The 25,020-nt window shown below is 63.2% G+C and carries 32 protein-coding genes; 16 read left to right on the top strand and 16 right to left on the bottom strand.

Going from position 1 to position 25,020, the window contains the following annotated elements; translation table 11 throughout:
- Position 1: 1 nt before the first annotated feature.
- The 6 genes from NKI37_RS14200 to NKI37_RS14175 all read right to left on the bottom strand — a co-directional run bounded on the left by NKI37_RS14200 (position 2) and on the right by NKI37_RS14175 (position 4,153).
- The gene (locus NKI37_RS14200) at positions 2-193 is read right to left on the bottom strand and encodes a hypothetical protein (protein ID WP_023671459.1); all 192 of its coding nucleotides are present in this window, start codon (positions 191-193) and stop codon (positions 2-4) included.
- Complete coding sequence (locus NKI37_RS14195; RefSeq protein ID WP_023684348.1) at positions 178-417, bottom strand: hypothetical protein; 240 nt, start codon at positions 415-417, stop codon at positions 178-180. The genes NKI37_RS14200 and NKI37_RS14195 overlap by 16 nt, the downstream gene beginning before the upstream one ends.
- A 96-nt stretch (positions 418-513) precedes the next feature.
- The gene (locus NKI37_RS14190) at positions 514-717 is read right to left on the bottom strand and encodes a Pam3-gp28 family putative phage holin (RefSeq protein ID WP_023689878.1); all 204 of its coding nucleotides are present in this window, start codon (positions 715-717) and stop codon (positions 514-516) included.
- Positions 714-1,406: a glycoside hydrolase family 108 protein gene (locus NKI37_RS14185; RefSeq protein ID WP_023727868.1), complete on the bottom strand. Its 693-nt coding sequence runs from the start codon at positions 1,404-1,406 to the stop codon at positions 714-716. The genes NKI37_RS14190 and NKI37_RS14185 overlap by 4 nt, the downstream gene beginning before the upstream one ends.
- A gap of 373 nt (positions 1,407-1,779) precedes the next feature.
- A complete protein-coding gene (locus NKI37_RS14180; protein WP_352791395.1) occupies positions 1,780-3,561 on the bottom strand; it encodes a phage terminase large subunit family protein in 1,782 nt (593 codons plus the stop codon).
- A gap of 241 nt (positions 3,562-3,802) precedes the next feature.
- Positions 3,803-4,153 (bottom strand): hypothetical protein, encoded by a 351-nt coding sequence (locus NKI37_RS14175; protein WP_023671453.1) that lies wholly within the window; start codon positions 4,151-4,153, stop codon positions 3,803-3,805.
- 74 nt (positions 4,154-4,227) lie between these two features.
- Between NKI37_RS14175 and NKI37_RS14170 the strand changes: the two genes are divergently transcribed.
- The gene (locus NKI37_RS14170) at positions 4,228-5,373 is read left to right on the top strand and encodes a HEAT repeat domain-containing protein (RefSeq protein WP_352791397.1); all 1,146 of its coding nucleotides are present in this window, start codon (positions 4,228-4,230) and stop codon (positions 5,371-5,373) included.
- A 333-nt stretch (positions 5,374-5,706) separates the two neighbouring features.
- On the opposite strand, the gene NKI37_RS14165 is transcribed toward NKI37_RS14170, so the two are convergent.
- The 3 genes from NKI37_RS14165 to NKI37_RS14155 are packed head-to-tail and all read right to left on the bottom strand — an operon-like array spanning position 5,707 to position 7,154.
- A complete protein-coding gene (locus NKI37_RS14165; RefSeq protein WP_352791411.1) occupies positions 5,707-6,444 on the bottom strand; it encodes a terminase large subunit domain-containing protein in 738 nt (245 codons plus the stop codon).
- On the bottom strand, positions 6,344-6,730 hold the full coding sequence (locus tag NKI37_RS14160; RefSeq protein ID WP_352791399.1) for a hypothetical protein: 387 nt from the start codon (positions 6,728-6,730) through the stop codon (positions 6,344-6,346). Before NKI37_RS14160 ends, NKI37_RS14165 begins: the two co-directional genes overlap by 101 nt.
- On the bottom strand, positions 6,723-7,154 hold the full coding sequence (locus NKI37_RS14155) for a hypothetical protein (protein WP_352794472.1): 432 nt from the start codon (positions 7,152-7,154) through the stop codon (positions 6,723-6,725). Before NKI37_RS14155 ends, NKI37_RS14160 begins: the two co-directional genes overlap by 8 nt.
- Positions 7,155-7,649: 495 nt before the next feature.
- Here NKI37_RS14155 and NKI37_RS14150 point away from each other — a divergent pair, with 495 nt between their 5' ends.
- The 5 genes from NKI37_RS14150 (at position 7,650) to NKI37_RS14130 (ending at position 10,178) form a co-directional block, all read left to right on the top strand.
- Positions 7,650-8,465 (top strand): class I SAM-dependent methyltransferase, encoded by an 816-nt coding sequence (locus NKI37_RS14150; RefSeq protein ID WP_352791403.1) that lies wholly within the window; start codon positions 7,650-7,652, stop codon positions 8,463-8,465.
- A 248-nt stretch (positions 8,466-8,713) separates the two neighbouring features.
- The gene (locus NKI37_RS14145) at positions 8,714-9,157 is read left to right on the top strand and encodes a Ros/MucR family transcriptional regulator (protein ID WP_023671447.1); all 444 of its coding nucleotides are present in this window, start codon (positions 8,714-8,716) and stop codon (positions 9,155-9,157) included.
- Between the two features lie 72 nt (positions 9,158-9,229).
- On the top strand, positions 9,230-9,394 hold the full coding sequence (locus NKI37_RS14140) for a hypothetical protein (protein WP_352791405.1): 165 nt from the start codon (positions 9,230-9,232) through the stop codon (positions 9,392-9,394).
- A 114-nt stretch (positions 9,395-9,508) separates the two neighbouring features.
- Positions 9,509-9,778, top strand: a complete 270-nt coding sequence (locus tag NKI37_RS14135; protein ID WP_023671445.1) for a hypothetical protein — start codon at positions 9,509-9,511, stop codon at positions 9,776-9,778.
- A gap of 94 nt (positions 9,779-9,872) precedes the next feature.
- Entirely contained in the window at positions 9,873-10,178 is a 306-nt protein-coding gene (locus tag NKI37_RS14130; protein ID WP_023671444.1) for a hypothetical protein, read from the top strand.
- Positions 10,179-10,200: 22 nt separating this feature from the next.
- Here the strand turns inward: NKI37_RS14130 and NKI37_RS14125 are convergent, their stop codons facing one another.
- Both NKI37_RS14125 and NKI37_RS14120 read right to left on the bottom strand, forming a co-directional pair.
- Complete coding sequence (locus tag NKI37_RS14125) at positions 10,201-10,614, bottom strand: DoxX family protein (RefSeq protein WP_023700688.1); 414 nt, start codon at positions 10,612-10,614, stop codon at positions 10,201-10,203.
- A gap of 145 nt (positions 10,615-10,759) precedes the next feature.
- Entirely contained in the window at positions 10,760-11,263 is a 504-nt protein-coding gene (locus NKI37_RS14120) for an Lrp/AsnC family transcriptional regulator (protein ID WP_023671442.1), read from the bottom strand.
- An 84-nt stretch (positions 11,264-11,347) separates the two neighbouring features.
- Here NKI37_RS14120 and NKI37_RS14115 point away from each other — a divergent pair, with 84 nt between their 5' ends.
- From NKI37_RS14115 to NKI37_RS14100, 4 genes are all read left to right on the top strand, one after another.
- The gene (locus NKI37_RS14115; protein WP_023697757.1) at positions 11,348-11,905 is read left to right on the top strand and encodes an RBBP9/YdeN family alpha/beta hydrolase; all 558 of its coding nucleotides are present in this window, start codon (positions 11,348-11,350) and stop codon (positions 11,903-11,905) included.
- 83 nt (positions 11,906-11,988) lie between these two features.
- Positions 11,989-12,354: a VOC family protein gene (locus NKI37_RS14110; protein ID WP_023697758.1), complete on the top strand. Its 366-nt coding sequence runs from the start codon at positions 11,989-11,991 to the stop codon at positions 12,352-12,354.
- A gap of 402 nt (positions 12,355-12,756) precedes the next feature.
- Complete coding sequence (locus NKI37_RS14105; protein ID WP_023671438.1) at positions 12,757-12,933, top strand: hypothetical protein; 177 nt, start codon at positions 12,757-12,759, stop codon at positions 12,931-12,933.
- 113 nt (positions 12,934-13,046) lie between these two features.
- A complete protein-coding gene (locus NKI37_RS14100; RefSeq protein ID WP_023685943.1) occupies positions 13,047-13,340 on the top strand; it encodes a DUF982 domain-containing protein in 294 nt (97 codons plus the stop codon).
- Between the two features lie 49 nt (positions 13,341-13,389).
- Here the strand turns inward: NKI37_RS14100 and NKI37_RS14095 are convergent, their stop codons facing one another.
- On the bottom strand, positions 13,390-14,109 hold the full coding sequence (locus NKI37_RS14095) for a Crp/Fnr family transcriptional regulator (RefSeq protein WP_023671436.1): 720 nt from the start codon (positions 14,107-14,109) through the stop codon (positions 13,390-13,392).
- Between the two features lie 283 nt (positions 14,110-14,392).
- On the opposite strand from NKI37_RS14095, the gene NKI37_RS14090 reads away from it, so the two are divergent.
- Entirely contained in the window at positions 14,393-14,623 is a 231-nt protein-coding gene (locus NKI37_RS14090; RefSeq protein WP_023671435.1) for a DUF6894 family protein, read from the top strand.
- A 105-nt stretch (positions 14,624-14,728) separates the two neighbouring features.
- Positions 14,729-15,229: a hypothetical protein gene (locus tag NKI37_RS14085; protein ID WP_023685942.1), complete on the top strand. Its 501-nt coding sequence runs from the start codon at positions 14,729-14,731 to the stop codon at positions 15,227-15,229.
- Positions 15,230-15,264: 35 nt separating this feature from the next.
- Here NKI37_RS14085 and NKI37_RS14080 read toward each other — a convergent pair whose 3' ends face one another.
- From NKI37_RS14080 to NKI37_RS14070, 3 genes are all read right to left on the bottom strand, one after another.
- Positions 15,265-17,379, bottom strand: coding sequence for an EAL domain-containing protein (locus NKI37_RS14080; RefSeq protein ID WP_352794470.1), 2,115 nt, complete (start codon positions 17,377-17,379; stop codon positions 15,265-15,267).
- Positions 17,380-17,521: 142 nt separating this feature from the next.
- A complete protein-coding gene (locus NKI37_RS14075) occupies positions 17,522-18,079 on the bottom strand; it encodes an RNA polymerase sigma factor (RefSeq protein WP_352625863.1) in 558 nt (185 codons plus the stop codon).
- Positions 18,080-18,229: 150 nt separating this feature from the next.
- Positions 18,230-18,619: a DUF427 domain-containing protein gene (locus NKI37_RS14070; protein WP_023697761.1), complete on the bottom strand. Its 390-nt coding sequence runs from the start codon at positions 18,617-18,619 to the stop codon at positions 18,230-18,232.
- A gap of 819 nt (positions 18,620-19,438) precedes the next feature.
- Here NKI37_RS14070 and NKI37_RS14065 point away from each other — a divergent pair.
- The 4 genes from NKI37_RS14065 to NKI37_RS14050 are packed head-to-tail and all read left to right on the top strand — an operon-like array spanning position 19,439 to position 24,039.
- On the top strand, positions 19,439-19,930 hold the full coding sequence (locus NKI37_RS14065; protein WP_023685937.1) for a Csu type fimbrial protein: 492 nt from the start codon (positions 19,439-19,441) through the stop codon (positions 19,928-19,930).
- 26 nt (positions 19,931-19,956) lie between these two features.
- Positions 19,957-20,679 (top strand): fimbrial biogenesis chaperone, encoded by a 723-nt coding sequence (locus NKI37_RS14060; protein WP_023730420.1) that lies wholly within the window; start codon positions 19,957-19,959, stop codon positions 20,677-20,679.
- Positions 20,651-23,068: a fimbria/pilus outer membrane usher protein gene (locus NKI37_RS14055; protein ID WP_352788595.1), complete on the top strand. Its 2,418-nt coding sequence runs from the start codon at positions 20,651-20,653 to the stop codon at positions 23,066-23,068. The genes NKI37_RS14060 and NKI37_RS14055 overlap by 29 nt, the downstream gene beginning before the upstream one ends.
- 14 nt (positions 23,069-23,082) lie before the next feature.
- Positions 23,083-24,039 (top strand): Csu type fimbrial protein, encoded by a 957-nt coding sequence (locus NKI37_RS14050; protein ID WP_352788598.1) that lies wholly within the window; start codon positions 23,083-23,085, stop codon positions 24,037-24,039.
- Here the strand turns inward: NKI37_RS14050 and NKI37_RS14045 are convergent.
- The gene (locus NKI37_RS14045) at positions 24,033-25,019 is read right to left on the bottom strand and encodes a branched-chain amino acid ABC transporter permease (protein WP_352788601.1); all 987 of its coding nucleotides are present in this window, start codon (positions 25,017-25,019) and stop codon (positions 24,033-24,035) included. The two genes, NKI37_RS14050 and NKI37_RS14045, sit on opposite strands and share 7 nt — an antisense overlap.
- Between the last annotated feature and the right edge of the window lies 1 nt (position 25,020).

The raw sequence follows: 25,020 nt of genomic DNA, 5'->3' as shown, positions 1-25,020 counted from the left end.
GCTAAGGCCTCCATCCGCAGAGCTTTTGTCCCTTGCGGTTGTGCGCCAGGAGCGCTCTCGCCTCGGCGTCCGACAGGACGTCGACGGCTTCGGCCGACAGGCGCAGCGGGCTCGAAATCGCGCAGAAGCCGCCCGAAGCAGTCGTGCACCCGGCAAGCGCCACAAGCAGCGCAAGCATCAGTCCCTTGCCCATGATTTCAGCTCCTTTCGAACAGCGTCCGCCGGCAATGCGCCGACGTCGTTCTGCACCTGCTCAGCGACCGCGCGCGCCGCGGCCTCAGCGGCCGCCAGTTTGCCGCGCTCGGCCCTGGCGCCGGCCAGCCGCTGGTGAGCGCCCCAGCAAAGGGCGGCGATGACCGATGCCAGGAAGCCCAGCAGCGCTTTGTTGCCAAGCAGGACGGCGAGGAGCGCGCTCACAGCAGCCACCCGGCGACAAGCCCGGCGGCAAAGCCGATAGCATAGGGTTTCGCGGCTTCGAGATAGGCGATGAGCAGTTGTTGAAACCCTTCCATGTCAGTGCTCCCAGCCGGATTTGCGGGCCAGCCAGTGCCAGGTCTCGGTGACCGAGGCGATGGCGAGACCGGCGGCGATCTCCAGACCAGCTTGAATGTCGGGGTCGGAAGAAAATGCCGCCGCGTCGTCGGCGCCGAGCAGGCCACGCGCGACCAGAACACCGGCGCCGTAACGCAAGCCGATGCGGATGAAGACGGCGATCATGTCGAACTCCTTGCGAAAATCGATTTCAGGATTTGAAGCAGCGCACGCCAGAACGGCAGGCGTTCGACGGGGCTGACGGGCCCGCCGGTAGACACCGGCGGCATCGCACTGCCGGGCTTCGGCGAGAGCGCTGATGGCTGGGGCGGGGTGCCCGGCAAAGGTGCCGGAGCGGGCTGTAGTGCCGACATCAACAGCGCCTGGGAACGGACCGACCGGATGCGATCGCTCCAACCCTTGCCGAAAACCGGCCAGGTCGGCAGCCGCCGCAGGAATGCCAGGCGGGCATCGCAAAGATCGTCGATGACTGCGCCCGGTGGCCTGGCGCCGACAGCTTTGAGCGTGGCCGGGCCGATCCTGCCGTCCTGTGCGGTGCCAACTGCCGCCTGCAGATATTTAGCCGCCCTGCCCGGCCCACTGTTCACGGCGAAGTCGAAGACGGCATAGTCGACACCGCCGGGAAGCTCGGCGCCCGCAGCGGCATTCCAATAGAAGCGGCGATAGACCGTCGCCACCTGAGCATCCGTGATATGGCGAAGGTCGACCTTCGTCGCATCCGCCTTCACGTAGCGGCGGAAATTGGCCAGCGTCACGCCCTTCATGGTTGCGCCGCCGGGATCGGCCGGATTGTCGGACCAGCCGCCTTCCGATTTGAGGACGAGCGCAAGCGCCCGCGCGAAGTTGCGGTCCATTGGGGTTTTCCTTTCTGCCCGCGAAAGGCAGGTTGTCGATTTGCGAAGCTGCTTGCGGTTAGGCGTCGATCATCGAGACAACGTCGCTGGAGACCTTGGCGGGGCGGTATTTGGTGGCGTCGGCCGGAAAGGAGATCGGAACGGCGAATCGAGCGACGGCACCATTGCCGTCGTCGCCGCTGCGATGGTGATCGAAGATGCACCTCCGTATGCAGTGTTAGGAAGAATTCCGGCAAAGGTGATCAAGAAGCGCTTCGACGACGAAAATAGCCGAGGCTTATTGAGATTCGGTGGTGGATTGGGCAGACGCCATATCTCGGAAAGAGAGAGCGGCCTTTTGATCTTTCTTTTGAAGAATTCACTCGAATTTATGCTAGGCCCATGCCCTAATGACAAGCCGCCAGCTTGCATTGGTAATATTTAGAAATCCACCAGTGTCTTTGCGTGTAATCTGAACGGCACTAGAAGCCTGCGACCCAAATCTAACGACCATATTTGTAGCATCGGGAACGACACTTAGGCCTCGATTGGTGCTTGCTTCGTGCGATCCAATCGAGACAGGTTCTTCGTCTCCAATAGAATAGCCACCCTCAGCAGTGGTGCACTGTAAGAATGCAAGGTAATTTTTCGGCTTCACCCCCAGCCCATGAGCCAACGTCAGCGACCCGCCGGATGTGATCGTCTGTTGCGGGCTTTCATAAAACTTCTGAAGCAACGCCGTGGACGACTGGACATAGCGTGCATCCTGTTCGGCCTGCGACCATTGCAGCTTGATCCATCCTCCCCAGGCACCGCCAGCCTGCCTGCGCCGCCATAGCTTTTGGTCTGCCGCCGTAGTGTCGTTGACGAAATCATGCACCGTCTGCGTCCGGTAGCCAGTGCTTCCGTGCGCTTCCACAAACCCCAGGAACCAATTTACGCCGTCTGGCGCATTAGCCGCCGCCGAGGCCATATACCAGCCGTTGTCCAGGGCGTTGTTCCAATCGGTGATCGTCTGCGCGACGACACCAAGGTTGGGTCGGCTATCAAGTTTCAGATCAAACCCAGCCTTGACGAACCCCGTTGTAGCCAATTGCGTGGTATTCGTTCCAGGCGCTGCGGTCGGCCCCGTTGGCGTCCCGGTAAATGTCGGGCTGGCCTTCGGCGCCAGGCTGGACACCGCGATCCCACTATCCTTCCCCACCTTGCCCGTGGTGCCCGCGAAAGTGACAATATTGTCGGTTGCCGAAGACGCAGGCCCCAAAAAATCTCCTACTCCCGTCCCGTCGGCGCCTCTGTCGCCGGCACGGTCGAACATCAGCCAGATGCCGTTGGCCACCGTCGGCAAAGTGCCGGCGCCGCTGACATAGGCGAGCGTCAGTTTGCGGTAGCGCGTCGCGGCCATCAAATCGTCGCGCAGTTTCACCACCTTGCCGTCCTTGCGATGGTAAAGCCGAAATTCCTCGAACCAGGGCAGCAGCGACGAGAACACCTTGAAGCGGCCGGACTGCATGCGGTCGAGCATCTCCATCAGCCCGGCCTCGACCGAGACCGAGCCGTCGGCAAAGCGGGCGTGGCCGGTGAGCATGTTCAAGCCGTGGGCGGCATATTGCCTGGCGAGCGCCGTGCCCGCCCCTTCCAGCGTCTCGCGGCGACCGTCGCGCGGCCAGGCCCAGGGCAGCCATTCGCCCCATGGCTTCAGCGCCAGCACCTGCATCGCCGGCGTCTGCTGCGAGGCCCTGGCTGCTTTGGTGACGTAAACGATATCAGCCTCCGTATCCCAGGCGAGTTCGACGGCGGCCGAGGGATGGTCCCATCCGAAATCGAGCGCGCCGATCCGCGGCCAGTAGCGCGGCAGCCGGAACGGCTCGCAGGCGATCAGCTCCTCGGCAATCGGAAAGATGCGGCCGGAGCCCAGCACCGGAACGCCGCGCGCCCGCGCCTCGCGCTCATGTTCGGGATAGGCGGCGATGATCGCGGCACGCTCGTCCGGCGAATAGTGTTCGACGTCGTCTATGGTCATGAAGGTGACGTGACGGGTCATGCAAGCATGCTCCAATAGAGTGTGGCCATTGATACCACCGCTCATCAATGCGAAGCTGACCCAAGACTTGGGGGAACACATGATTCGGATTGCAATCGTTGTCGCCATTGCCGCCAGTGCATCGGCATGCACCAGCCAGGCGAATGTTCCTTACGATACGAGTAAAAAAATCTGCAGAACCCGTACCGATCCAGGAACAGGGTTCAAACGCGAGGTCTGCGTCCCCGACACTCCCAATCAATCCTGTATGCTCTATATATATCAGTATACCGGTCGAGAGAAAATATTGTGCGGCCCATTAACGCGCAAATCGCCAACCGCCGAAGGTCGTGCCAGGCAACTTGCCGGCACCAAATACCCCTGATTCGACTTATCAACTGGGTTTGATGCGGATCACCTTTGGCGCCTGCGCATCCATGAACATGTAGCACCTGCCGAGCAGCGCCTTTTTGCCGAGCTCATCGAACACATTCTGCCCCAGCGGCGTGATCAGCACCTCGCCCGTAGCCAGCCCATCCTGGTGGCGGGCCTCGATCTCTTGCCAATGCGCATTCGCAACGTCGGAAAGCACGACATTGAAGGCTGGATGATTGTAGCTGACCAGCACGTTGCCATCATCCATGTCGGACGGCTTCATGTCCGGATGATAGTTGTAAATCATGGCAAGCGTCTGGATGGCGGCCATGGCTGCCGCCTCATCGGACAGGCCGGCTTCCGTCAGCACGCAGGTGCCGTTTTCAAGGATGGCAAAGTCACGGCCTGTCGAAGTAATAGCCGAACCGTTCCTCGATGCGATCGATGGGTTGTGAAAACGAGGGTCGCCATTTGGGCACCTGGGGCTTTGACACCTCAGCACCACCCGCCGGCGACACGACAAGCGACGACAAACCGCCTGTCAATACCTGCCGCCTGTTCATGGACTTGGTTCCTCGACAACCTGGCCACCAGTCTAGTCGCGGTTCGCAATTCCGCAACGCGCCGAAACGGGAAAGCTTCGCTCTCATCTTTTCCTTTATCGCTTTATGCGGTAGGTCTTGCCGTGCATCGGCGACATCGATGCGTCTGGGCTGGTGCATTCTGCGCGGCCTGTACTCTACGCGGGTGGGACAGCCACTCTTTGCCATGACAGATCTATTCGAGGCGATGCGCCTGTCCGCCGAGGACAGCGAGGTTGCTCATCTTTTTTTCAGCGAAGGCGGTAAGATCCTGCTGCCACTCGGCAAATCGACAAATGCCATGACAGGTCAGGAGATGCTGGAGCGGCTGCTGTCGTCCCCGCATGATGACGATGGCGCGCTTGCCAACGACCTTCTCGGCGAGCTCGGCAAGACGGTGCCGTTGGAAAGCCTTCGTCTCCTGCTGACATCTGCCAATGCTGAGACGCGAGCGGCGGGTGCGTTTATTGCCACCTTTCAAAACCAGAACATAAGTTCGATGGTGGGTGAGCTGGCCGCGCTGCTTGGGGACAGCAACCCGCGCACGCGCTTCGATGCCGTGGAGTCTATCTTGCGATGCAGTACGCGGAACGATGGTCAGCATCTCGCGCAGGCGTTGTTTGCCCTTGATGATTATCACGATGGTGTACGCATGGGAGCCGTCAAATTTGTGCGCTTTGCAAAAGACTGGCAGTTAAAGCTTGCGCGTCAGCACGCCGCGTTGCTCAGGCCGCAAACGCCGTTTTCGGCGATCGCCGATATCTCCGGGCAATGGCGAGATGATGCATCAGGCATGATCCGTGCGATGCTCGACCATTCAGAGCCGGTAGTGCGACGTTACGGCCTGGGGCTGGCCAGCCGGGCGAGGTTGGTCGTTGTTGACGCGTTCGTCGAATGGGCGCAGGCGTCCGCCGATACTGAAATCAGCAAACTGGCAACCGATTGCATCGAGCACAACCAGATATCGCACCACGCCGTATGGCAATCATCATTGCCGGCAATCGCCTGAGGCACCGCTGATCTCGGGGTCAAGATAGCGACGTGACAGGACGTAGAGCCTGCCGAACTGATTCAAAGTAATGTCGTATGATGTTGTCCGCGCACGATATTTGCGCCGGGCGTGGCGGCTCTTACCTTCTCCCCTTGTGGGGTGAGAAGCGGTCCGCGTAGCGGACGAAAAGCCAATTGCTTGGCTTTTCGAGCTTCGAACGCGCTGAGCCTGCGAAGGGCCGGGTGGTGGCCGATCCAACCCGCCGGGTCCCCGCTGCTCCGCAGCGTCCCGGCGTTCGCCGGCCTTTCGTCGTGCCACTGGCACGACGAATTCGCTTCGCGAACCAGCTGCTCACCCCACAAGGGGGGAAGGGAGAACCTCCTGCGCCGTCAAGAACCGCAACACCACGTCGCTCATGCCCAGCAGCGGCGTGAACGTCACGATGGTGATGCCGCCGGTGGCGTTGGTGCGGGTCAGGCCTTCGGAATAGATATCGAGCGGCGGCTCCTCGTCGAACCAGACGCCGTGCAGGGTTTCGCCCTGCCACTTTTCGCGGCTCTTCTCATAGCTCTTGAACGAAAGCACCGATTCATCGGCCTGCACGTCGCCGCCGCCGCCCCAGCGCACCACGATGCTGTCGAGCGCGCCCGGGGTGCCGCGGCCCATGGTCGTGTGCAGGATGGCGTTGGCCGGGATCATGCCGGTGCCCCATGCCGCCTGCTGCTGCGGCGGGCCGACCAGCACGCGCTGCGGGTTGTCGCGCGTGCCCTCGCCGGTCACGCCGGCAGCCCATAGCCTGACGGCGGTGTCGAAGGTCTTGCCCTGCCACCACGCGGGATAGCGGCCGGTGAGGTGCATGGCCCATTCGGCGCCGCCGGCCCTGGTCTTGCCGAGCTGGTTGCCGGCCATGAACAGACGTTCCCGGTTCTGCGCGCCGGCGGCGTGAAACTGCGCCTGCCTGGGATAAGGCCGGTAGGCGGCAAGCTGGTTAGTCCTGCGCCTGCGGTCCAGTTCCTGCAGCAGCGCCAGATAGTGGCGGCGCGTCTTCAGGCTGGTCGCCAAACGGCCCGAGGACGGCTTCGAGGCCACGGATGCGGCGGCGGATCTCGTCATCGCTCAGGGCTTCCAGATTGTCAGATGAAACATGCAAATCCTTGGCCAGATCCTTGGGCAGCACCGATTGCACGATCTTCAGATACTGGTCGGGCTTGTCGGCCCGGACCGCGGCAATGACGCCGGCGCCATGGGCGCGGAAATCGGCGCGAACCGCGTCGAGGAAATCATCGCCAAGCGTCTTCTTCGTCCGCTTCGGCTTGGCAGCGGCGGCAGTCGCCTTGCGGCCAGGGCGCGCACGCGGCGCCGTCCGGTCAGCCATGATCCGAGATCCCGGCGGGCTCGGCGGTCGCTGCCTGCTTCGCCGGCTTTGCCGGCCTCGCCCGCTTGATCTTGCCGGACTTGATCTTGCCGGACTTGCGCCCTGCCGATTTTGGCCCTGACCGAGTTGGCGCGGCCTTGAGGGCTGCATCAGCGGCCGGCGCGTTGCGTTTTCCGGCGGGCTCGGCTTTCAGGGTTGCCCTGGCAAGGGCGATCGCCCGGCCGTCGTGCGTGCCGCGCGGAAAACCGAAGCCGCCGATGGCATCGACAGGACCACCGCGAACCATGCCGATCAGCACGCCCGGCATGACCGGCTCGATACGGCCGATGCGCGCCTGCGGGGCAGCGCCCTCGAACACGCCAATGGCGCTGACGACCTCGCGGCCGTCATCGTCGGTGATGATGGTGGCATAGCGGTTGGACAAGGGAGGCCTCGCGGATAAGGCAGAATGAACCGAGGATAGCGTTCCTTCACGCCCCCCTCTGTCCTGCCGGACATCTCCCCCTCAAGGGGGGAGATTGGCAGCTCCAGGGTCGCGACCAATTTGCAGCGCTGACGATTGGCGAAAGCAAGGCGGCAGTCCGATCTCCCCCCCGTGTGGGGGTTGAGGAGTGGTCCGCGCAGCGGACGGAAAGCCAATTGCTTGGCTTTCCGAACGACGAACGTCCGGCAGGCCAGAGGGGGGCTGTCCCGCCGACATCCGATATCCGCACGTTGTGGGCATCAGGAACACAAAACCCGCCTTGTGGGCGGGTCGGTGACGCCAATCAGCACCATGGACAAACTATAGCAAAGCTGCCCTCACCCGTCAATGCAAAAAGGGAAATAATTCCTACTTCGGTCAAAGCCGCGTCTTGGCGCGGCCGCGCATTGCGCAAGGGCAGCATCGATGGGATGCTGCGTCTCGTCGGAGAGCGCAATGAGCAATGTGACCAGTCACTATGGCAGCGGCGGCATTGTCGAGCGCATCCTGTCGGCTGTGCCGGACGCAAAGGCCGGCAGCCTCGCAGCCAAACAACTCTATCCGTTCGATCAGCTTCATGGCCGCGAGCTGATCGCCACGCAGGACCATGCTGCGCGTCTTGCGCCCTCCGCCGGCGATCGGGTTCTGGACATCGGCAGCGGCATTGGCGGCCCGGCCCGGTTCCTTGCCGAGACCTATGGGTGCAGCGTCGACGGCGTCGACCTGACGCAGGCGTTCGTCGAGGCATCCCGCCGATTGACCGAGCTCTGCGGCCTCGGCGACAAAGTGCGTTTCCATGAGGCCGATGCGACAAGGCTGCCTTTTGCGGACGACACATTCGACGCGGCGATCTGCTTCTATGTCGGCATGAATATCGCCGACAAGGCGGCGGTCATCGGGCAAGCGTGGCGCGTACTGAAGCCGAAGGCCAGGCTTGTCTGGACCGAGGCGGTGCTGGCGGACGGCGAGCCTCACTATCCCTTGCCTTGGGCGGTGTCGGCTGTGGCCAGCCATCTCGTCGACCGCGAAACCCTGAAGGCTCTGTTTGCTTCAGCCGGATTCCAGGTCGACGACGTCATCGACGAAACCGGCGATCACGTCGAGCTGGCGTTGAAACGGGCAAATTCCAGCATGGTTCCGTCGCCCGCCCAGCAGCAGGCCAATGAGATCGTGCTCGGCGCCGAGTTCGTGCATCGGCGAAAAAACTACATAAGCAGCCTGAGCGAGGGAAAACTCGCGTCACTGGCCATCATCGCTTCCAAGCCGGCCTGAAACAAAAAACCCGCCTCGGCGGCGGGTTGGTGGCGCAAATCAGCAACATCGACAAATCATAGCATAGCTGCCCTCACCGGTCAAGATATGTCAGGAAAGAATTCCTACATCGACATCGATCGGAGACTCGGCGATGCTAGCGCTACCACATCCGGCGTCAAGTCATATGCATATGTTCTAAAGTGCCATGCCGTCGGCGGATGTTGTCTGATAATTTGTCCTTTGGCATCAAGGGGGCAAAAGAAGCCATGTCTGAGGACAAAATCCGAAATATAAATCTGACCGCCGACATCGTCGCGGCATTCGTGCGCAACAATTCAGTGCCTCCGGATAGCCTGCCGGCGTTGATCGAGAGCGTCAACGCAGCGCTCGCGGCCGTGGACAATCCCGTTGCTCCGCCGCAACCTGCGCCTGAGCCCGCGGTCAACCGCAAGCGCTCGGTAACGCCGAATTTCATTTACTGCCTCGAGGATGGCAAGAAGTTCAGGTCGCTGCGGCGTCATCTGGGCTCCGCCCATGGCATGACGCCGGAAGCCTATCGCGCCAAATGGGACCTGCCCGGCGACTATCCGATGACGGCGCCCAGCTACGCCGCCAAGCGCTCGGAGCTGGCAAAGGAGTTCGGGCTCGGCATCAGGACACCCGAGGCCCCGGCCGCCAAGGCGCCGGCCAAGAGCAAGACCAAGGCGTAAAGGCACGCCCCCTCCGTGCCGTACGCCTGCTGGAGGACGATCGTGGTGGCCGGAGAGCCCAATGACGTTCGCGTGGAACGTGTGGACCGCCGCCAATGGGCGGTGCTGGTTGCCGAGAATGGCACGGTGACCCAGCATCTGTTCAAGGCCCAGGAAGCGGCCGAGGAGTTTGCCGACGGCGAGCGGACAAGGCTCGGCCTTCCCGCCAGGCCGCCGGCGGCGGATCCGCTGGCCTGAACAGTCCTTCAACGGGCTGCAGGATACAAGACGCAGCCTTCGACAGGCCGTCTAGCGACTGGTCATTAGCTGGCTCTTATGGAATCATTCCACTCCAACTCGGGGGAGAGCGGGATGGACAAACCAGCCATGGCATCCGTGTTCAGGATGCGGCAAGCGCCAGCCACTGTTTCGGGCGTTCGCAGCGTCGGCCAAGGCCAGGCCGATCCGGTCATCGGCAGAAGGCCGCTCGGCGAGGCGATCCGCTTCGTCATCGACGCCCATCCCCATTACGACATCAGCTGCGTTTCGATCGCCTATGGCGACGGCTCGGCCCCGCGCCTCGGCAGCCGGGAGGTCAAGGCGCTGTGGGCCGAATATGGCCGCCGCTGGATGGAAGAGTAGCGCAGGCCATCGGCCGACGCCTATCGCTTGCATCCCCGTCCGGATCGTAACAGCGGCTCATGCGTTGAGCGTGAGCCAAATGGGAGCAACAGCCATGAACGTCGCCAATCTGCAACTCGAAGGCCTGCTGATGGCCGTCGCCTCGATCAATCAGGTGCTGGTGCGCAAGGGCCTGCTCACGGTGGAGGATATCGACATTGCGCTGCGCAAGGCCGAGGCCATCGAAACCGGCGAGGAGCGGTCCGACGGCATGTCGGAGTCCAACCGCGACGCCGTCAACTTTCCGATCCGACTGCTGGAACTGGCCAATCAATGCCAGCCGGAGGCGGACATGCCGTCCTTCTCGAAACTGGCCCGCATGGTCGGTCAGATGAAGGAACCCTACAACGACCAGATGTGAGGCGGTCTGCCGACGCGGGGCCTCACCCTCGGCCAATCTTCGAGGCCAGCACGCTGCCCGGTCCATGCACGGCGGCGAACAGCAGGCCGGCGGCGAACGGGAAATGGGACATGAAGGCGCCGAACTCGGCCTGGTTGCCGGTCCAGTGCGACGGACCGTGGAAGGCAAAGCCGAGGAAGACCACGTAGACGGCGGCGACCAGGGCGGCCGGCGTGAAGAACGCTCCGGTCAGCAAGGCGATCACCAGCAGCGTTTCGAGGATCGCGGCGCACCAGGCCAGAAACAGCGGGAACGGGAAGCCGGCGGCGGCGATGTAGCCGGCGGTCATGTTCATATCCATGAACTTGAAGGCTGCTCCCATCGCGAACATGGCGGCCAAGGTCAGGCGGGCGATGAGAATGGCCGCGGTCTGCCACGGCGATTGAACGGCTTCCATGATGTGCTCCAAAGGTTTGCAACGGGTTTCGCCCCAAGGACGGGCGCCACGCCGCCGATCCTACACCAGCCCGCGAAATTCTTTCGCGGCAAAGCCGGACCTCGCAAAAGGAGGCGCTTGCAATCCTCTTGCCGCGCGTGGCCGCTCAGAGCTTCGCCATCAGCTCCCGCCCCAACCGTTTCGGCGGCTCGGCGCGCAGCACCACATTGGTCGTCACCGCGCCGTAGCGGCCGATGGCATCGACGATGCTTTCGAGGTCGGGCGGCGACGGCACGACCACCTTGACCAGAAAACAATCCTCGCCGGTCACCCGCAGCACCTCGACCACTTCCGGCATGGCCGCGAATTTCTTCAGGCAGGTCTGGATGTGCTCATGCGTGGTGCGCAGGCGGATCATGGCCATGGTGCCGAGACCGAGGGCGGTGGGATCGATCGCGGCCCGGTAGCCGGCGATGATGCCGCGCTCCTCCAGCCGCTTCACCCGCTCCGACGTCGCGGGCTGGGACAGGCCGACGCGGCGGCCGAGTTCGGAAATGCCGATGCGGCCATCCTCCTGCATGATCTCGATGATTGCCATGTCGGTGGGGTCGAGCCGTGGCCGGTAATCGCCGTTTGCCATGAACACCTTCAATCCATCGGAATTCTTCATCGCTTTCCGATGATCTCTCATTCCGCGAACAAGGAGAAGCCCTAGGATTGGGACATCATCTGCGGCGAAGAAACAGGATTTTCCATGACCGACTTCATCATTCTGCCGGGCAGCGGCGGATCGGGCGAGGCCCACTGGCAGACACGCTGGCAACAGGCCGACCCGGCGATGCGCCGCTTCAGCCCGGCAAGCTGGGAGCTGCCGGATTTCGACGACTGGGTGGCGGCGCTGGACGTCGCGGTGTCACAGGCACAGACCCCGCCGGTGCTCGTCGCCCACAGTCTCAGCTGCCTGCTGGTCGCGCATTGGCAGGCGGTGTCGAGCCGTCGGATCGGCGGGGCGTTTCTGGTTGCGGTTCCCGACCCGGCCTCGCCGGTCTATCCCGCTTACGGAATTCCCTTCGCCGATACGCCGCGCGGGCCGCTTCGCTTCCCCTCGCTGATCGTGGCCAGCACCGACGATCCCTATGATCCGAACGGCTATGCCGGTGAGAAAGCCACACAATGGGGCAGCGAACTGCACATCGCCGGGCCGCTTGGTCACATCAACAGCAATAGCGGGCTGGGCGACTGGCCGGCGGGAATGGAGCTGCTGACGGCCTTCGTGAGAGACAGACAGGCCGACCACGCAATCGCACCGTAGGCGCCCGAAGCGTGCGCGCGGGCTTGCCCCGACTTGTCCCGCCAGCTATCTCTCGGGAGGGGCGTTTGTGAGGGAGCCTGCGAATGGTGTCCGTCCGATATCTGGTCCGCGATGTCGATCTGTCCATCGCGTTTTATACGAGCTATCTGGGCTTCGCGCTGAAGCAGCAATTCGGTCCGGCGATGGCCATCCTGACGCGCGGCGACCTCTCGCTCTGGCTCGCCGGTCCCTTGGCGTCGGCAGCCAGGCCGATGCCGGACGGCCGGACACCCGAGCCGGGCGGATGGAACCGCTTCGTGCTCGAGGTCGAGCAATTGCCGTCAATCGTGACTAAGATGGTCGAGGCCGGCGTGCGGTTCCGCAACCAGATCGTCGAAGGTCCGGGCGGGCGACAGATTCTTTGTGAAGACCCGTCCGGCAACGTGATCGAGCTGTTCGAGCCCAGCTAGACTTCGGCCGTCGCCTCGGATTCGGCGCCGGGCTTTGCCTGGCCTTCCCACTGCCGCTCCGCCTCTGCTTTACGCTTCGGACAATCCTCGTAGTCATGCTCTCGCGAACCGCAATAGGAGCAGCATTTTGCCGGCGTGTCGGTTCGAAGCATTGTGGCCATGCACAAGAATGCACGAAAATTCATCCGGTTGCAGCAGCGTCCGCGACGTCGCTGCTGGGATGCGTGACCGCCAGCCTGGCACCGCCCTCAATAGCCGCCGCCGAGGATCGGCAGAATCTCGGCGGCAGACATTGCGCGCGGCGCGTATTCGTCCGGCCTATATCAAAGTTAAATGCGGATGCTGGGCGTGAGGTGGTAGGTGATCGCGATGGGGGGACTCTCAACGCGCTCGAGGTGTCCCATGGACGTTCGAAATCTGATTGCCAAATTGTCAGCCGCGGTATTGCACCGCCGCGCCGCGTCTTCGCCGATACTGTTCAGGCCGATCCGCAACTCGCTCGCCGACATCCCGTTGAAGCCGGCGCCGCGGCCGCCTTATCGTCCGCATCGGCCGATCTGGCCGGCAAGCAACATGTAGCTCGCCGGGCTGCAACCAGTTTGTGATTTCCTCGTTTATGGCGATCCCGTTTTCAAGGAGGCAAGTGATGAGATCGATCCGGGCGAGGCGCGAATGGTTTGGATGGTGAGCGCATGAGCCGTTTTCTGCCCCTGACGATCAGATTCGTGGACGGCAGCGCGATGACGGTGTCGTCGATCGCCGACGCCAGGAGGGCGCTAGGCGGAACATGGAAGAACAAGCAGACGGCGGCCTACAAGGCGGCCGACAGGCTGGTGGATGACGCGTTGAACGGCATTTGCCGCCCGGACATCGCCTTTGCCGCTTTCCAGAATGCCGCCGCCCAACAGGGCTTGCTGAAGCCGGCGAAGCCAAGTGCCGCCCTTGCCATGCTCGACGAATTGGCGTCGCTGGATGGGCATCGTTGAAAGACCGGCTGACGGATTGCCTGCGATGTCATGGCGAACGCCGGATAGCCTATCTCGGCTCGCGGTTCATGCTGAGATAAGTCGGGTCGAACTCGGCGATTTCCACCAGCTGCTGCCAGTCCAGAATGGTCACCATGTAATTTGCCCAGCCGATCACACCGATCTTGCGCAGCGCGCCGATGACCCGGTTCATGTGGACGACCGAAAGCCCAAGCACGTCGGCCAGTTCCGCCTGCGACAGGGGAAGCCGGAAACTCATGCCGTTGGTCTGCTTGACGACCTGGAGCCGCACGAACAGCTCGCACACAAGATGCGCCAGATGCGAAGTCTTGGACCGCCGGCCCATGGCCACGATCCATTCCCGATGGATGGCGCCATCGACGAGCGTGTCCAGCCAAAGCAAGCGGCTCAGATGAGGCGCCTGTTCGGTGATCGTCCTTAGCCGACTGTGGTCGGCGGCGATCACCCGGCATGGCGACAAAGCTATAATGCCATGGTCCATTGTCTTGAGCAGGAAGGCGTGCAAATCGACAAAATCGCCTGGCACCTGCAACGAGGTGAACTGGCGGCCGCCATCCTCCAGCACCTTGTAGCGCGCCGCCAGACCCTCGATGATGAGCGTGCTGTAGCCTGGCCTCGATCCCTCTGAAACGATGTCCTGACCGGTGGCAAAATCCATCTCGATGGTCATGGCGGCGGCCAGCAGCCCCTTTTCCTGCTCGGACAAAGCGTCATGCTGGCCAAGGTTGAGATAAAGCGGTTCTAGCATCGAGGATCCAGTTCGAGATTTCGTGGACATTCGTGGCCTAGCCAAACGCCGGAGATCGGGTGCGGTTGCAATCGGCCGGCACGGCGACGGCTCCTGGCAGGAAATCTGCTCAGGGCACAGTCGCATGGAACCATGGGTGCGGGTTGGGATTTAATCCATGTCGCTCAAAAATGGCCCCGATTTTGAGACAACGACATGCATAAAAACACAGACCTGAAGCGCGTCGCCTGCGTCCTTCAACCGCGATGCGCCTTAGCGTTCTCACGCAGGGATCCTTGCACACATGGAACGGTTCTACTTCGACTTGTACAACGCCGAGACCCAGATTGATGAAGAGGGGCAGCTTTTTCCCAGCCGGGAGCGTGCGGGAGCCGAAGCGCTGCGCATATTGCACGATGTGGCGCGCGACGAGATACCGGAGGGCGACCACCGGCGGATCACCGTCAAGATGCTGAACGAGAACAGGGAGCAGATATTCGAAGCGTCGCTGACCATGGCGTCGCTGTGGAGTTGAACTCGTCGACCCTGTCGAGGACTGTATGGAACCTCTTGCCCTCCCCTCTGTTTCCTAAGGAGGGCCAGCGGCAGAAGCTGCACGGCTGATTGACTGGAGGCATCTATGTCCTTGCAAAAGCTTCATCCCGAGCAGGTCGACGACACACGCAGGCTTGCCTATTCGACCTTTGCCCCGGCGCTGATCGGTTCGCTCACCAAGCGTCTGGCGCGGTGTCAGGGCGTCAAGGAACTGGGCGCCCTGGAAAAGTCGCTCATCCGCCTGATCGAAGACTCTGATGTCGATGGGCCGCAAGCCGAGGCGATGAAAGAGTTCGCCATCGAGCTGGTGGTGTCGACGATATCGGAAGCCCGCGCTCACCCCGACACCAAGAGCGATGTCGAAGCCGTTGGCGAGCGCCGCGCCGAAGGCCGCTCCGAGAACCCGCAGACGCTCGAGGAGCAGTTGCAATCAGGCCTCGAAGACAGTTTTCCGGCCAGCGATCCGCCCGCCGTCGTCTCGACCGCCATTTCCGGCGGCTCGAAGGACCTTGTCGGCACCGACGAGGTGTTGCGCCGCAAGAAGGAGGCGGCGCAGCGAAAGCAGGAAAAGGCCGACGCCGGTTAGCCGGACAAGTCGCCAGCTCGGGCGATGACAAGCCGTCAGCCGAAGCGCTTTTCCGGTGACTGTCCGCTGGATGGTGACTGTTCGCCGGCCCGCGCGACGATCGCCTCGAGCGGCTCCGGCCGGTGCAGCAGAAAACCCTGGCCATAGGCCACGCCCATGCCGCGCAGAATGTCGAGCGCTTCCTGCTGCTCGATCTTTTCGGCCACCACCGCGCAGCCGAGACTTTTGGCGATGCCCGCTATGGCCGAGACGATCTCGCGGTCGAAACGGCTTTCCGCGATATTCTCGATGAACGAGCCGTCGATCTTGATCTGATCGACCGGAAAGCGCCGCAAATATTCGAACGAGCTCATGCCGGCGCCGAAATCGTCGAGGCTGACACGGCATTGCCGCTCGCGCGCCTTGCGCACAAACTGCTCGGCGGCGTCGAAATTGGTGACGGCCGCGGTCTCGGTGATCTCGAAGCCGATGCCGGAATGCGGCGCCCCGGTCTCGGCGATGACGGCGTCGACGAAATCCCATAGCAGCGGATCGCTCAGCGTCTGCGCCGACAGGTTGAAGCCGAGCATGATGGCGCCTGACCGCATCGCCGCGCCATGCTGCGAAAGCGCTGTCCTGATGATCCAGCGGTCCAGCCGCGAGGCAATGCCGAAGCGCTCGGCGACCGGAATGAATTCGTTGGGCGGGATCAGCTTGCCATTGCGCCCGGCAAGCCGCGCCAGCACCTCGACGTGGCGGCTCTCCTGCCAGGGCTGGCCGAGCAGATGGATTTCCTGGCCGAACAGTTTCAGCCGCCCGTCATCCATGGCGTCGACCGTGTCGGCGGCGACACGCGCCGCGTTGAGGCCGCCGGAGCCCGACCCCGCATCGGCCGAAAACACCGCGAAGCGATTGCGCCCGGCCGCCTTGGCGGCATAGCAGGCGTCGTCGGCGCAGGCTAACGCATCGGCAACCGTGGTGGTGGTGTCCTCGACGAAGGCGATGCCGATGCTGGCCGCGAGTTTTCGCGAGGTCACCGGCAGTCCGAGGTCGGCGTCACGGACCGCCGCAAGGATGGCGCCGGCCAGCGCCTCGGCCTTGGCCGATTGGCAATTGGGCACCAGCAGCGCGAACTCGTCGCCACCGAGGCGCGCGGCACGCGCCGATGCCGGCAGGCAGCCCAGAATACCGGCGGCCACACCCTTCAGCGCCAGGTCGCCGGCGGCGTGGCCGGCGAAGTCGTTGAGCGCCTTGAAGTAGTCGAGATCGACGTAAAACACCGCCAGCGGCAAAGCCCGCTCGGTGGCGATGTGCACGGCCAGCAGCCGGTCGAAGGCGGCACGGTTCAACAGGCCCGTCAGCGCATCGTGGTGAGCGGCGTAGGCGAGTTCCCGCTCGCGTTTCTTGTCCTCGGTGATATCGCGCACGGTGCCGAGAATCTGGCCCGCTGTCTCAGGCGCCGCGATGAAGCGCACCAGCGATTCGACATGGCGGATTTCGCCGTCGCGCCTGACGATGCGGTATTGCGCGGCGACGACGCCGTCGGTCGAAAGCGGCGCCAGATGGGCGCGCTCTGCGGCATCCTTGTCGTCGGGGTGCAGATAGGAATGCCAGAGGTCGGCGGCCACCTCGTCGGTGTCGGCGACCAGGCCGAATATCTCCCTGGTGCGGGCGTCCCAATAGCTCTTGTTGGCGCCGATATCGTGATGCCAGATGCCGGTGCCGCTGGCCGCCAGCGCCAGGCGAAAGCGCACATTGACCCGCTCCAGTTCGGCTTCCGCCTCTTTCTGCCGGCTGATGTCGGTCTGCACGCCCATCAGCCTGACCGGCTTGCCCGTCTCGTCACGCTCGACAATGCCGCCGCGGTCCAGCACCCAGATCCAGTGGCCGTCCTTGTGCTTGAGGCGCAGCTCGGTCTCGATCGATGCGGTCTGGCCGGCAATGTGGCGCTCGCCGCTGGCCAGCGCCCGCTCGCGGTCGTCGGGATGCGTCAGATTCAGCCAGAGATCGCTGGTGTCGGCAAGCTCGCCATCCTCATAGCCGAGCATGTGCGACCAGGTCGGCGAATAGAAGCAGTCGCCGCTCAAAATATCCCAGTCCCATACGCCGAGATGAGCGCATTCGAGCGCCAGCGCCCAGAACTCACCGTTGCGTTTTTTCTCTTCAGCCATGCCCTGGTTTCGTCCACCCCATCTCCGCCATTATGCACGAAAGCAGACAAGAAACCGTTACCGGATGCGTGCCCGTACGGGGCGCAAAGCCTGCAATCGGATCGTATCCTGCCGTGTTGCGCCATCAAGCGATCGGGGTTCCTCATGCCATGGGCGCCCTGATTGGAGCCGCCCGGCCCGGCCCGGGTTCGACGATCCTTATCGCGCGGCGGCGCGCATTGTCCTCGAGCAGGCCGCGCAGTTCCTCACGTCCGCGGGCAATGCGCGACATCAGCGTGCCGGCCGGCACGCCGAGCATCTCGGCGGCCTCGGCGTAGGAAAAGCCCTCGATGGCGACCATGGTCAGCGCGGCACGGCGGTCGGGGCTGATCGCCTGCAGCGCGTCGATGATCTCGCGCGCAGCGACGTTCTCCAGCTGGTCGGCGGGAGAGGCCTGCACCTCGCCGGCCTCCAGCGGCAGCATCGAGGCCTCGCCACGCCGGTTCACCTTGCGCATCTGGTCGATGAACAGATGATGCATGATCGTGAACAGCCATTTTCGCGGGCTCTCTCCCGTCTGCCAGTTGTCCAGCCGCAGCAGCGCCCGCTCCAGGCAGTCCTGGACGAGATCGTCGGCGGAATCGCGGTCGCGCAGCAGCGAGCGCGCATAGCGGCGCAGGCGCGGGATTTCGTTGAGAATGGCTCTCTGCTTTTCGTCCATGATATTTTGTCTTTGTTTCGGCATGCCGTTGCCGCAAAACCGCTGCGCCCCCGGGTGAGGACAGCTTTGGCTGATCTGAAAAATTCCTCTGTTCATGCCTGTCGTCGGCTCCAAAAACGCTGGGCACTTTTGGGCGACAGGCATGACGCGCTAGCGCGGCGTGGCGTCGATGGCGACCCGGTCGGGATAGAAGGCGCCGTGGGCGCGAATCTCGGCCATCTCGTCGAAGGGCTGCTCATAGGCCCACATCGCGTCGTTGCCGGTTTCGCCCGCCGGCAGCACGTTCCAGTAGCTGGAGTCGCCCTTGTAGGGGCACAGCGTCGACCGCTCCGTCTTCCTGAGCTTGCGGAAGTCGATGTCCTCGAACGGGATGTAGAAGGAGAAGGGATGGGGCGGCTCGGTCACCATTTTGGCTTTTGCCGAGGAAGCGATGATGGTGCCGTTTGCAAACACGACGACACGCCCGTTGAAGGGCTCGACGGTGATCACCTTGCCCGGATTGCGCCTGAAGCCGGGTGACGGGTTCGCATGCTGATCCATGACTGCTCTCCTTGTCCGCTGGTGGTTCGATGCCGGTCGACGGCGTCAGCTCTCACTGGTCACTGATGGGCCGGCGACAGCGGTCACACGCGACAGCTTCTGGCGCTTTTCGAGCTGTGGCTTTTCATAGGTCTTCTTCATCGTTCTTCCTTTTCCGACGTCTGGCAGCCGGTCCGCGCGGCTGCCGGCCGTGGATCATGGCTCCAAGGGACAACAGGCGCATCTCCCGTCCGGCCGATGCGCCGCCGAAGGAAATCCGGGCCAGCGTGGCCAGAACGACTCGCATGTGTTTCGCCGCGATCCGACGGCGGTGGATTTATCTCAGCCGGGACGGCCATGCTTGGGCCGGGCGGAACGCGGTTTTGGCGAATGCGGCCCTGTCAGCACGATCGCGAGGCTTGGACAGGCGCGAACAGCTACCGGCGCGGCTATGGCGATGGCTGCTTGGCGCCGGTGCACGCCGCGAAATATCGATAATAAACGATGACAGGTGAGACTCTACAAAATCAAGATGATTTGCCAGATATTTTCGCCTTTTCGGCACGAGAAGCAAAATAAATTTTCGACAGACGAACTTTCATTTCGGAAAAATGTCCATTTCATCTCTGTTAACCAAATATTAACCAAAATTATCCGATACATACCGAAGTTATTCGCTGTCGTAATCCGAATCTAAGTTGTAATAATCATTGCACAGTTCGCTTCTGACATTACTGTATCGTTGATGTCTTGCGAAGCATGCAACGGAGGAGCTGTAGGAGTGAAATCCGGGTCAAGACTGTGTTGCGAGGAACGGTCTGCCCGACGGAGGAAACACGCATGAGATTGCTGAAATATGCGCTGCTGGCGGGAGCGTCGCTGCTTCCCATCCTGCCCGCGATCGCCGCGACCGCGACGGGCAGCATGAATGTCCGCATCACGATTACCGACGAATGCAAGGTGCAGACGGCGAGCGATCTCGATTTCGGCTCGCACGGTGTCATTGATGCGAATGTCGACCAGACCAGCACCATCAACGTGCAATGCACGACCGGCAAGTCCTACAATGTTGGTCTGAGCGCCGGAGCGGGCGCGGGCGCAACTGTTGCTGTTCGCAAGATGACCGGGCCGGCGTCGGCGACGATCGACTACACCATCTACAGGGAAAGCACCCGGACGCAGCTTTGGGGCACCACGATCCCCACCGACACGGTCGGCGGAACCGGCAACGGCGCCATTCAGCCGCTGACGGTCTACGGGCGTGTTCCACCGCAGACGACACCGGCGGCGGGCCTCTACACCGACACCGTTGCGATCACCATAACGTACTGACAATCGATACCAACACGAGGACGATCATGCGATCCATGCTTTCATGCATCGGAGCCACGGCTGTTCTGTTGCTGTGCGCCGGTCTCTCACAAGCCGCTTCGCTCAGGGTGGCGCCGACAGGTCTCGAGCTGATCTCGCCCGACGCCTCGGCGGTTCTCAACCTCAGCAACGATGACCCCAAGCGGCCGATCAATGTGCAGATACGCGTCTTCGCCTGGAGCCAGGCTGGCGGGATCGAGCAGCTGACGCCGACTACGGACGTCGTCGCCAGCCCGCCATCGACCAAACTCGGACCCAATGCCCAATACGTGGTTCGCGTCGTGCGCGTCAGCAAGGCGCCGGTGCGGGCCGAGGAAAGCTACCGCGTCATCGTCGACGAGTTACCCGACCCGTCGCGCAAGAAGGCCGGTACGGTCGCGCTCGCGCTGCGCTATTCGGTCCCGGTGTTTTTCCGCGACGCCGATGCCGCCGCGCCGGCAGTCGCCTGGAGTGTTTCGCGCAAGGGCGGCAGTCTTGTGCTGACAGCCAGCAATACCGGTGAAAGTCGTCTCCGCTTGTCCAACCTATCCCTGACCCAGAACGGCAAAAAGCTCGGCAACCGAAACGGGCTCGTCGGTTATGTGCTGGGCGGCGCGACCATGCAGTGGCCGATCGGCAGCGGCAAATCACTGTCCGCGGGCTCCGTGCTTTTGAAGGCACAGAGCGATCTTGGACCCTTCGATGCCAACGTTGCCGTCAAGGGCAAGTAGCGTCGCTGTCATCGTCGCGGTTGCGACTTTCACACCTTGCTTGGCGGTGCGTTCGCAGGAATTTCCGGCCGTGACGAACCTCGAACAGCCGGCTTCCGTTTTGCCAGCGGGCCGCAGCCTCTATCTCGAGGTGTTCATCAACGACGTTTCGACCAAGCTGGTCGGCAATTTTATCGAGATGCCGGATGGTGGGCTGGCGGCGGCGCCCCAAGAGCTGAAGGAGGTCGGCCTGAAACCGCCGGAGGACATAGCCGACGCCGGCGGCCTGGTCAGGCTCGACCAGTTGGCCGACGTTTCGTTTCGGATCGATGAGGTAGCCCAGCGCCTCTACGTCACCGCCGCCAATGACAGCCGCGAGGCGCGCATGGTGGATCTCGGCTTGCGCTTGCAGGACCGGCCGGCGCCGCAATCGGGCTTGGGCGCGGTTCTCAACTATTCGCTGTTTGCCAGCTCCAACACATTGTTCGACAAGGACGTCGAGCTGTTCCAAGGCGTTTCCGGCGGCTTCGATGCGCGCGTGTTCAGCCCCTATGGAACGCTCAGCCAATCCTTCATCGCCGGCTATTCCGACGGCAGGCTGGGCGGCTTCACGCGGCTCAACACGACATGGAGCTATTCCGACCCCGACCGGCTGATGACCTACCGCGCCGGCGACTTCATCTCCGGTGGATTGTCGTGGACGCGTCCGGTCTATCTCGGCGGCATCCAGGCGCAACGCAACTTCCACCTGCGATCGGACCTGGTGACGCTGCCGCTGCCCTCCTTCGGCGGCACGGCGGCGGTGCCGTCGACGCTCGAGGTCTATACGCAGAACGTGCGCACCTATTCCGGCGACATCCAGCCCGGGCCGTTCCAGGTCACCAATCTGCCGGTGTTCACGGGCGCCGGACAGGCGCAGGTGGTGCTGCGCGACAGCCTCGGCCGCGAGACCACGGCCACCTTGCCGTTCTATGCCTCCAGCATGCTGCTGCGCCAGGGACTGCTCGACTTTTCCGTCGAGGCAGGGATGGCGCGGCGCAATTTCGGCATCTCCTCCGACGATTATGACGGCCGCGTCATAGGGGTCGCCAGCGCGCGCTACGGCGTGACCGACCGGCTGACATTGGAAGCCCATGCCGAGGGCGGCGCCGAGCTGATCAATGGCGGCATAGGTGCTGCCTTCCCGCTCGGGCCTTATGGCGCGGCGTCGGTGGCGGTGGCCGGCAGCCATCATGAGGGGCGCACCGGCTCGCTGGTCGATGCCAGTGTCGAATTCGGCTATGACGGCTGGGCGATCAACGCTCACATGCAGCGGGCCTTTGGCGGCTATGATGACATCGCCTCGGTGACGGCGCAGCCGGTTCTCGACCCCGACGACTTCACCCGTTTCAGCGCCGGCGTGCCGCGCGCGGTCGACCAGGTGACACTCAGCGTGCCGATGCCGATCGATTTCTCCAGCCTCAACCTGTCCTATACGCATTTGAAGAGCGCCAAGGGCGAAAGCAGCCAGATCGTCGGCCTGTCCTACAGCCAGGCATTCTTCAAGCGCAGCACGCTCTATGCCACGGCCTTCGCCGATCTCGATGACGACAGCAGCTATGGCGTGTTCGCCGGGATTTCGATCCCGTTCAACGACGACATCTCGGCCTCGACAGGCGTCGAGCAAGGCCCTGACGGCCTCAATGTCACTGCCGACCTCGCCAAGGCGGAGCGGGCCGAGGACGGCAGCATCGGCTGGCGGCTGCGCACCTCCGAAGGCGAGGTTCCCAACCGCTCGGCAGCGGTGAGCTACCGGGCGCCGTTTGCGCGCCTCGCGGCCGGCGCCCAGCAGTTCGACAATGATTTTCGCGTGACCGGGCAGATGGACGGCGCCATCGCCGTGGCCGGCGGCGGCGTGTTCGCCACCAATCGCATCGACGACGCCTTTGCCGTCGTCGATGTCGGCACGCCGGACGTGGAGGTGTTGCATCAGAACCGGCCGGTCGGGAAGACCGACAGCAAAGGCCGCATCCTGGTCACCGGGCTGAATTCCTATGAGCCGAACACGGTGTCGATAGACCCGAAGAACCTGCCCGTCGACGCCGATATTCCGACCACCAAGGAGACTGTCGTTCCGGCCGACCGCAACGGCGTCGTGCTGAAGTTCGGCGTGTCGGAGGCGGCGCAGGCCGCGCTGGTGACGCTGGTCGACCCGAGCGGCACGCCGCTCGAAGCCGGGCTTGCCGGCCGCGTCGACGGCGGCACGGAAGATTTCGTCGTCGGCTATGATGGGCAGGCCTACATCAAGGGCCTCGGCAAGCAGAATTCAGTGCAGGTCGAGCGCGCTGACGGCGGTTCATGCCGGGCAGAGTTTCCCTTCGAGGCGGCGCGCGGCCGACAAGTGGTGATCGGGAACGTGGTGTGCCAATGATAGCTGGAGGAAAAATGCTGCGCGCCGTAATCATCGCCCTGCTGCTGGTGCTGCTCCCGTCGCTCGCCCGGGCGCAGAGCTGCAGTTACACCGTCACCGGTTTGAATTTCGGCCTCATCGACACGCTGTCGGGCACCGCGGCGACATCGACAGCCACCTTCACCGCGACTTGCAGCGGCAGTTTGCCATTGCTGCTGCCCGTCCTGGTCTGTCCGCATATTGCCGCCGGCACCGGCGGTGCAACCTCGGCGGCGGCCCGGCAGATGGCGAGCGGCGTCAACAGCCTCAACTATCAACTCTATTCGGACCCCGCAATGAGCGTTGTCTGGGGCACCTATAACTGGGCCTATGCCTCGCGCCCGCCACCGCTGCTGCTGAGCCCCAATCTCTTCGGCAACTCAATCGACACCCTGACGCTCTATGGCCGGGTTCCCGGCGGCCAGGCGACCGTTCCGCCGGGCACTTATCTGTCGACATTTTCGGGCGGGCAACTCGAGTTCCGCTCCCGGACAACCCTGTTGAGCAGCAGCTGCAACACCGGCGCGGGCAACTTGGGCACCAGTCCGACCTTCACCATCAACGCCACGGTCGCGGCAAACTGCCTGGTCGCCACCCAGAACATCGATTTCGGCTCCAAGGGCGTGCTCGACGCCAATGCCGATGCCACCGGCCAGGTTACGGTCACCTGCACCCCGTCGACCGCGTACACGGTTTCCCTCAATGGCGGCACGACAGGCGGCACGCCGACCAACCGCAAGATGTCGAAGGGGGCCGAGCGGGTCACCTACGGCCTCTACAAGGACATTGCGCGCGCGCAGCCCTGGGGTGATGCCGGAACGCCGGGAAGCACGGTGGCCGGCACCGGAACCGGTACGGCCCAGGCGCTCACCGTCTATGGCCGCGTGCCGCCGCAGACGACGCCCTCGGCCGGCGTCTACACCGACACGGTGGTGGTGACCATCACCTATTGATCGCGGCCCGCCTCGCCGTTGGCCGGCGCCAGCCAGCGCGCGTAAATCTCGCCGACGATGCCGCGGCGAAAGACCAGCACGCAGATCATGAAGATCAGGCCGGTGGCGATGGTCACCGGGAAGCCTGAGGTGGCGAGCGTGTTTTCCAGGCCGACGACGAGGCCGGCGCCGACGACAGGACCGACCATGGTGCCGATGCCGCCGAGCAGCGTCATCAGGATCACCTCGCCCGACATCTGCCAGGTGACGTCGGTCAGCGTCGCGAACTGGAAGACGATCGCCTTGGTCGCGCCGGCAAGCCCGGCAAGGGCTGCCGACATGACGAAGGCGGCGAGCTTGTAGCGGCCGACCGAATAGCCCAGCGAGATGGCGCGGTTCTCGTTCTCGCGGATCGAACGCAGGATCATGCCGAACGGCGAGTTGACGATGCGCCAGACGGCGAAGACGCCGATGAGGAAGACGGCAAGCACGACGAAATACATGTTGAACGTGACGTTGAGATCGACGATGCCGAACAGATGCCCGCGCGGCACGCCCTGTATGCCGTCCTCGCCTTCGGTGAACGCCGCCTGGACGCAGAAGAAATAAAACATCTGCGCCAGCGCCAGCGTGATCATCGAGAAATAGATGCCTTGCCGGCGGATGGCGAGGAAGCCCATGACCAGGCCGAGCACGGCCGCTCCGGCGGTGCCGAGCAGGATGCCGGCCTCGGGCGGCCAGCCCCATGCCTTGACGGCGTAGGCGCAGAAATAGGCGGCGGCGCCGTAGAAGGTGGCGTGGCCGAACGACAACAGCCCGGTGTAGCCGAGCAGCAGGTTGAAGGCGCAGGCAAACAGCGCGAAGCACAGCATCTTCATCAGGAAGATCGGATAGACGAAGAAGGGCGCGGCTATCAGCGCCAGTATGGCCAATGCCAGCAATACCCGCTCCAGGCGCACGGAGGCGGCGGTGCGATGTTGGTGAAGGGTTGCCTCGCTCATC

The sequence above is a fragment of the Mesorhizobium sp. M0626 genome (assembly GCF_040320665.1).
In the GTDB taxonomy this organism is placed as follows: Bacteria; Pseudomonadota; Alphaproteobacteria; order Rhizobiales; family Rhizobiaceae; genus Mesorhizobium.
The sequence above is the reverse complement of the archived record's forward strand: the minus strand, read 5'-3'. Positions and strand labels throughout refer to the sequence as shown.

What these genes read in the sequence shown, in the direction of transcription:
- NKI37_RS14200 (WP_023671459.1), bottom strand. Translation starts at nt 193, where the DNA reads ATGGGCAAGGGACTGATGCTTGCGCTGCTTGTGGCGCTTGCCGGGTGC.
- NKI37_RS14190 (WP_023689878.1), bottom strand. Translation starts at nt 717, where the DNA reads ATGATCGCCGTCTTCATCCGCATCGGCTTGCGTTACGGCGCCGGTGTT.
- NKI37_RS14185 (WP_023727868.1), bottom strand. Translation starts at nt 1,406, where the DNA reads ATGGACCGCAACTTCGCGCGGGCGCTTGCGCTCGTCCTCAAATCGGAA.
- NKI37_RS14170 (WP_352791397.1), top strand. Translation starts at nt 4,228, where the DNA reads ATGGGTTGTGAAAACGAGGGTCGCCATTTGGGCACCTGGGGCTTTGAC.
- NKI37_RS14160 (WP_352791399.1), bottom strand. Translation starts at nt 6,730, where the DNA reads ATGGCTGACCGGACGGCGCCGCGTGCGCGCCCTGGCCGCAAGGCGACT.
- NKI37_RS14150 (WP_352791403.1), top strand. Translation starts at nt 7,650, where the DNA reads ATGAGCAATGTGACCAGTCACTATGGCAGCGGCGGCATTGTCGAGCGC.
- NKI37_RS14145 (WP_023671447.1), top strand. Translation starts at nt 8,714, where the DNA reads ATGTCTGAGGACAAAATCCGAAATATAAATCTGACCGCCGACATCGTC.
- NKI37_RS14135 (WP_023671445.1), top strand. Translation starts at nt 9,509, where the DNA reads ATGGACAAACCAGCCATGGCATCCGTGTTCAGGATGCGGCAAGCGCCA.
- NKI37_RS14130 (WP_023671444.1), top strand. Translation starts at nt 9,873, where the DNA reads ATGAACGTCGCCAATCTGCAACTCGAAGGCCTGCTGATGGCCGTCGCC.
- NKI37_RS14125 (WP_023700688.1), bottom strand. Translation starts at nt 10,614, where the DNA reads ATGGAAGCCGTTCAATCGCCGTGGCAGACCGCGGCCATTCTCATCGCC.
- NKI37_RS14120 (WP_023671442.1), bottom strand. Translation starts at nt 11,263, where the DNA reads ATGAAGAATTCCGATGGATTGAAGGTGTTCATGGCAAACGGCGATTAC.
- NKI37_RS14115 (WP_023697757.1), top strand. Translation starts at nt 11,348, where the DNA reads ATGACCGACTTCATCATTCTGCCGGGCAGCGGCGGATCGGGCGAGGCC.
- NKI37_RS14110 (WP_023697758.1), top strand. Translation starts at nt 11,989, where the DNA reads ATGGTGTCCGTCCGATATCTGGTCCGCGATGTCGATCTGTCCATCGCG.
- NKI37_RS14105 (WP_023671438.1), top strand. Translation starts at nt 12,757, where the DNA reads ATGGACGTTCGAAATCTGATTGCCAAATTGTCAGCCGCGGTATTGCAC.
- NKI37_RS14100 (WP_023685943.1), top strand. Translation starts at nt 13,047, where the DNA reads ATGAGCCGTTTTCTGCCCCTGACGATCAGATTCGTGGACGGCAGCGCG.
- NKI37_RS14095 (WP_023671436.1), bottom strand. Translation starts at nt 14,109, where the DNA reads ATGCTAGAACCGCTTTATCTCAACCTTGGCCAGCATGACGCTTTGTCC.
- NKI37_RS14090 (WP_023671435.1), top strand. Translation starts at nt 14,393, where the DNA reads ATGGAACGGTTCTACTTCGACTTGTACAACGCCGAGACCCAGATTGAT.
- NKI37_RS14085 (WP_023685942.1), top strand. Translation starts at nt 14,729, where the DNA reads ATGTCCTTGCAAAAGCTTCATCCCGAGCAGGTCGACGACACACGCAGG.
- NKI37_RS14080 (WP_352794470.1), bottom strand. Translation starts at nt 17,379, where the DNA reads ATGGCTGAAGAGAAAAAACGCAACGGTGAGTTCTGGGCGCTGGCGCTC.
- NKI37_RS14075 (WP_352625863.1), bottom strand. Translation starts at nt 18,079, where the DNA reads ATGGACGAAAAGCAGAGAGCCATTCTCAACGAAATCCCGCGCCTGCGC.
- NKI37_RS14070 (WP_023697761.1), bottom strand. Translation starts at nt 18,619, where the DNA reads ATGGATCAGCATGCGAACCCGTCACCCGGCTTCAGGCGCAATCCGGGC.
- NKI37_RS14065 (WP_023685937.1), top strand. Translation starts at nt 19,439, where the DNA reads ATGAGATTGCTGAAATATGCGCTGCTGGCGGGAGCGTCGCTGCTTCCC.
- NKI37_RS14060 (WP_023730420.1), top strand. Translation starts at nt 19,957, where the DNA reads ATGCGATCCATGCTTTCATGCATCGGAGCCACGGCTGTTCTGTTGCTG.
- NKI37_RS14055 (WP_352788595.1), top strand. Translation starts at nt 20,651, where the DNA reads ATGCCAACGTTGCCGTCAAGGGCAAGTAGCGTCGCTGTCATCGTCGCG.
- NKI37_RS14050 (WP_352788598.1), top strand. Translation starts at nt 23,083, where the DNA reads ATGCTGCGCGCCGTAATCATCGCCCTGCTGCTGGTGCTGCTCCCGTCG.
- NKI37_RS14045 (WP_352788601.1), bottom strand. Translation starts at nt 25,019, where the DNA reads ATGAGCGAGGCAACCCTTCACCAACATCGCACCGCCGCCTCCGTGCGC.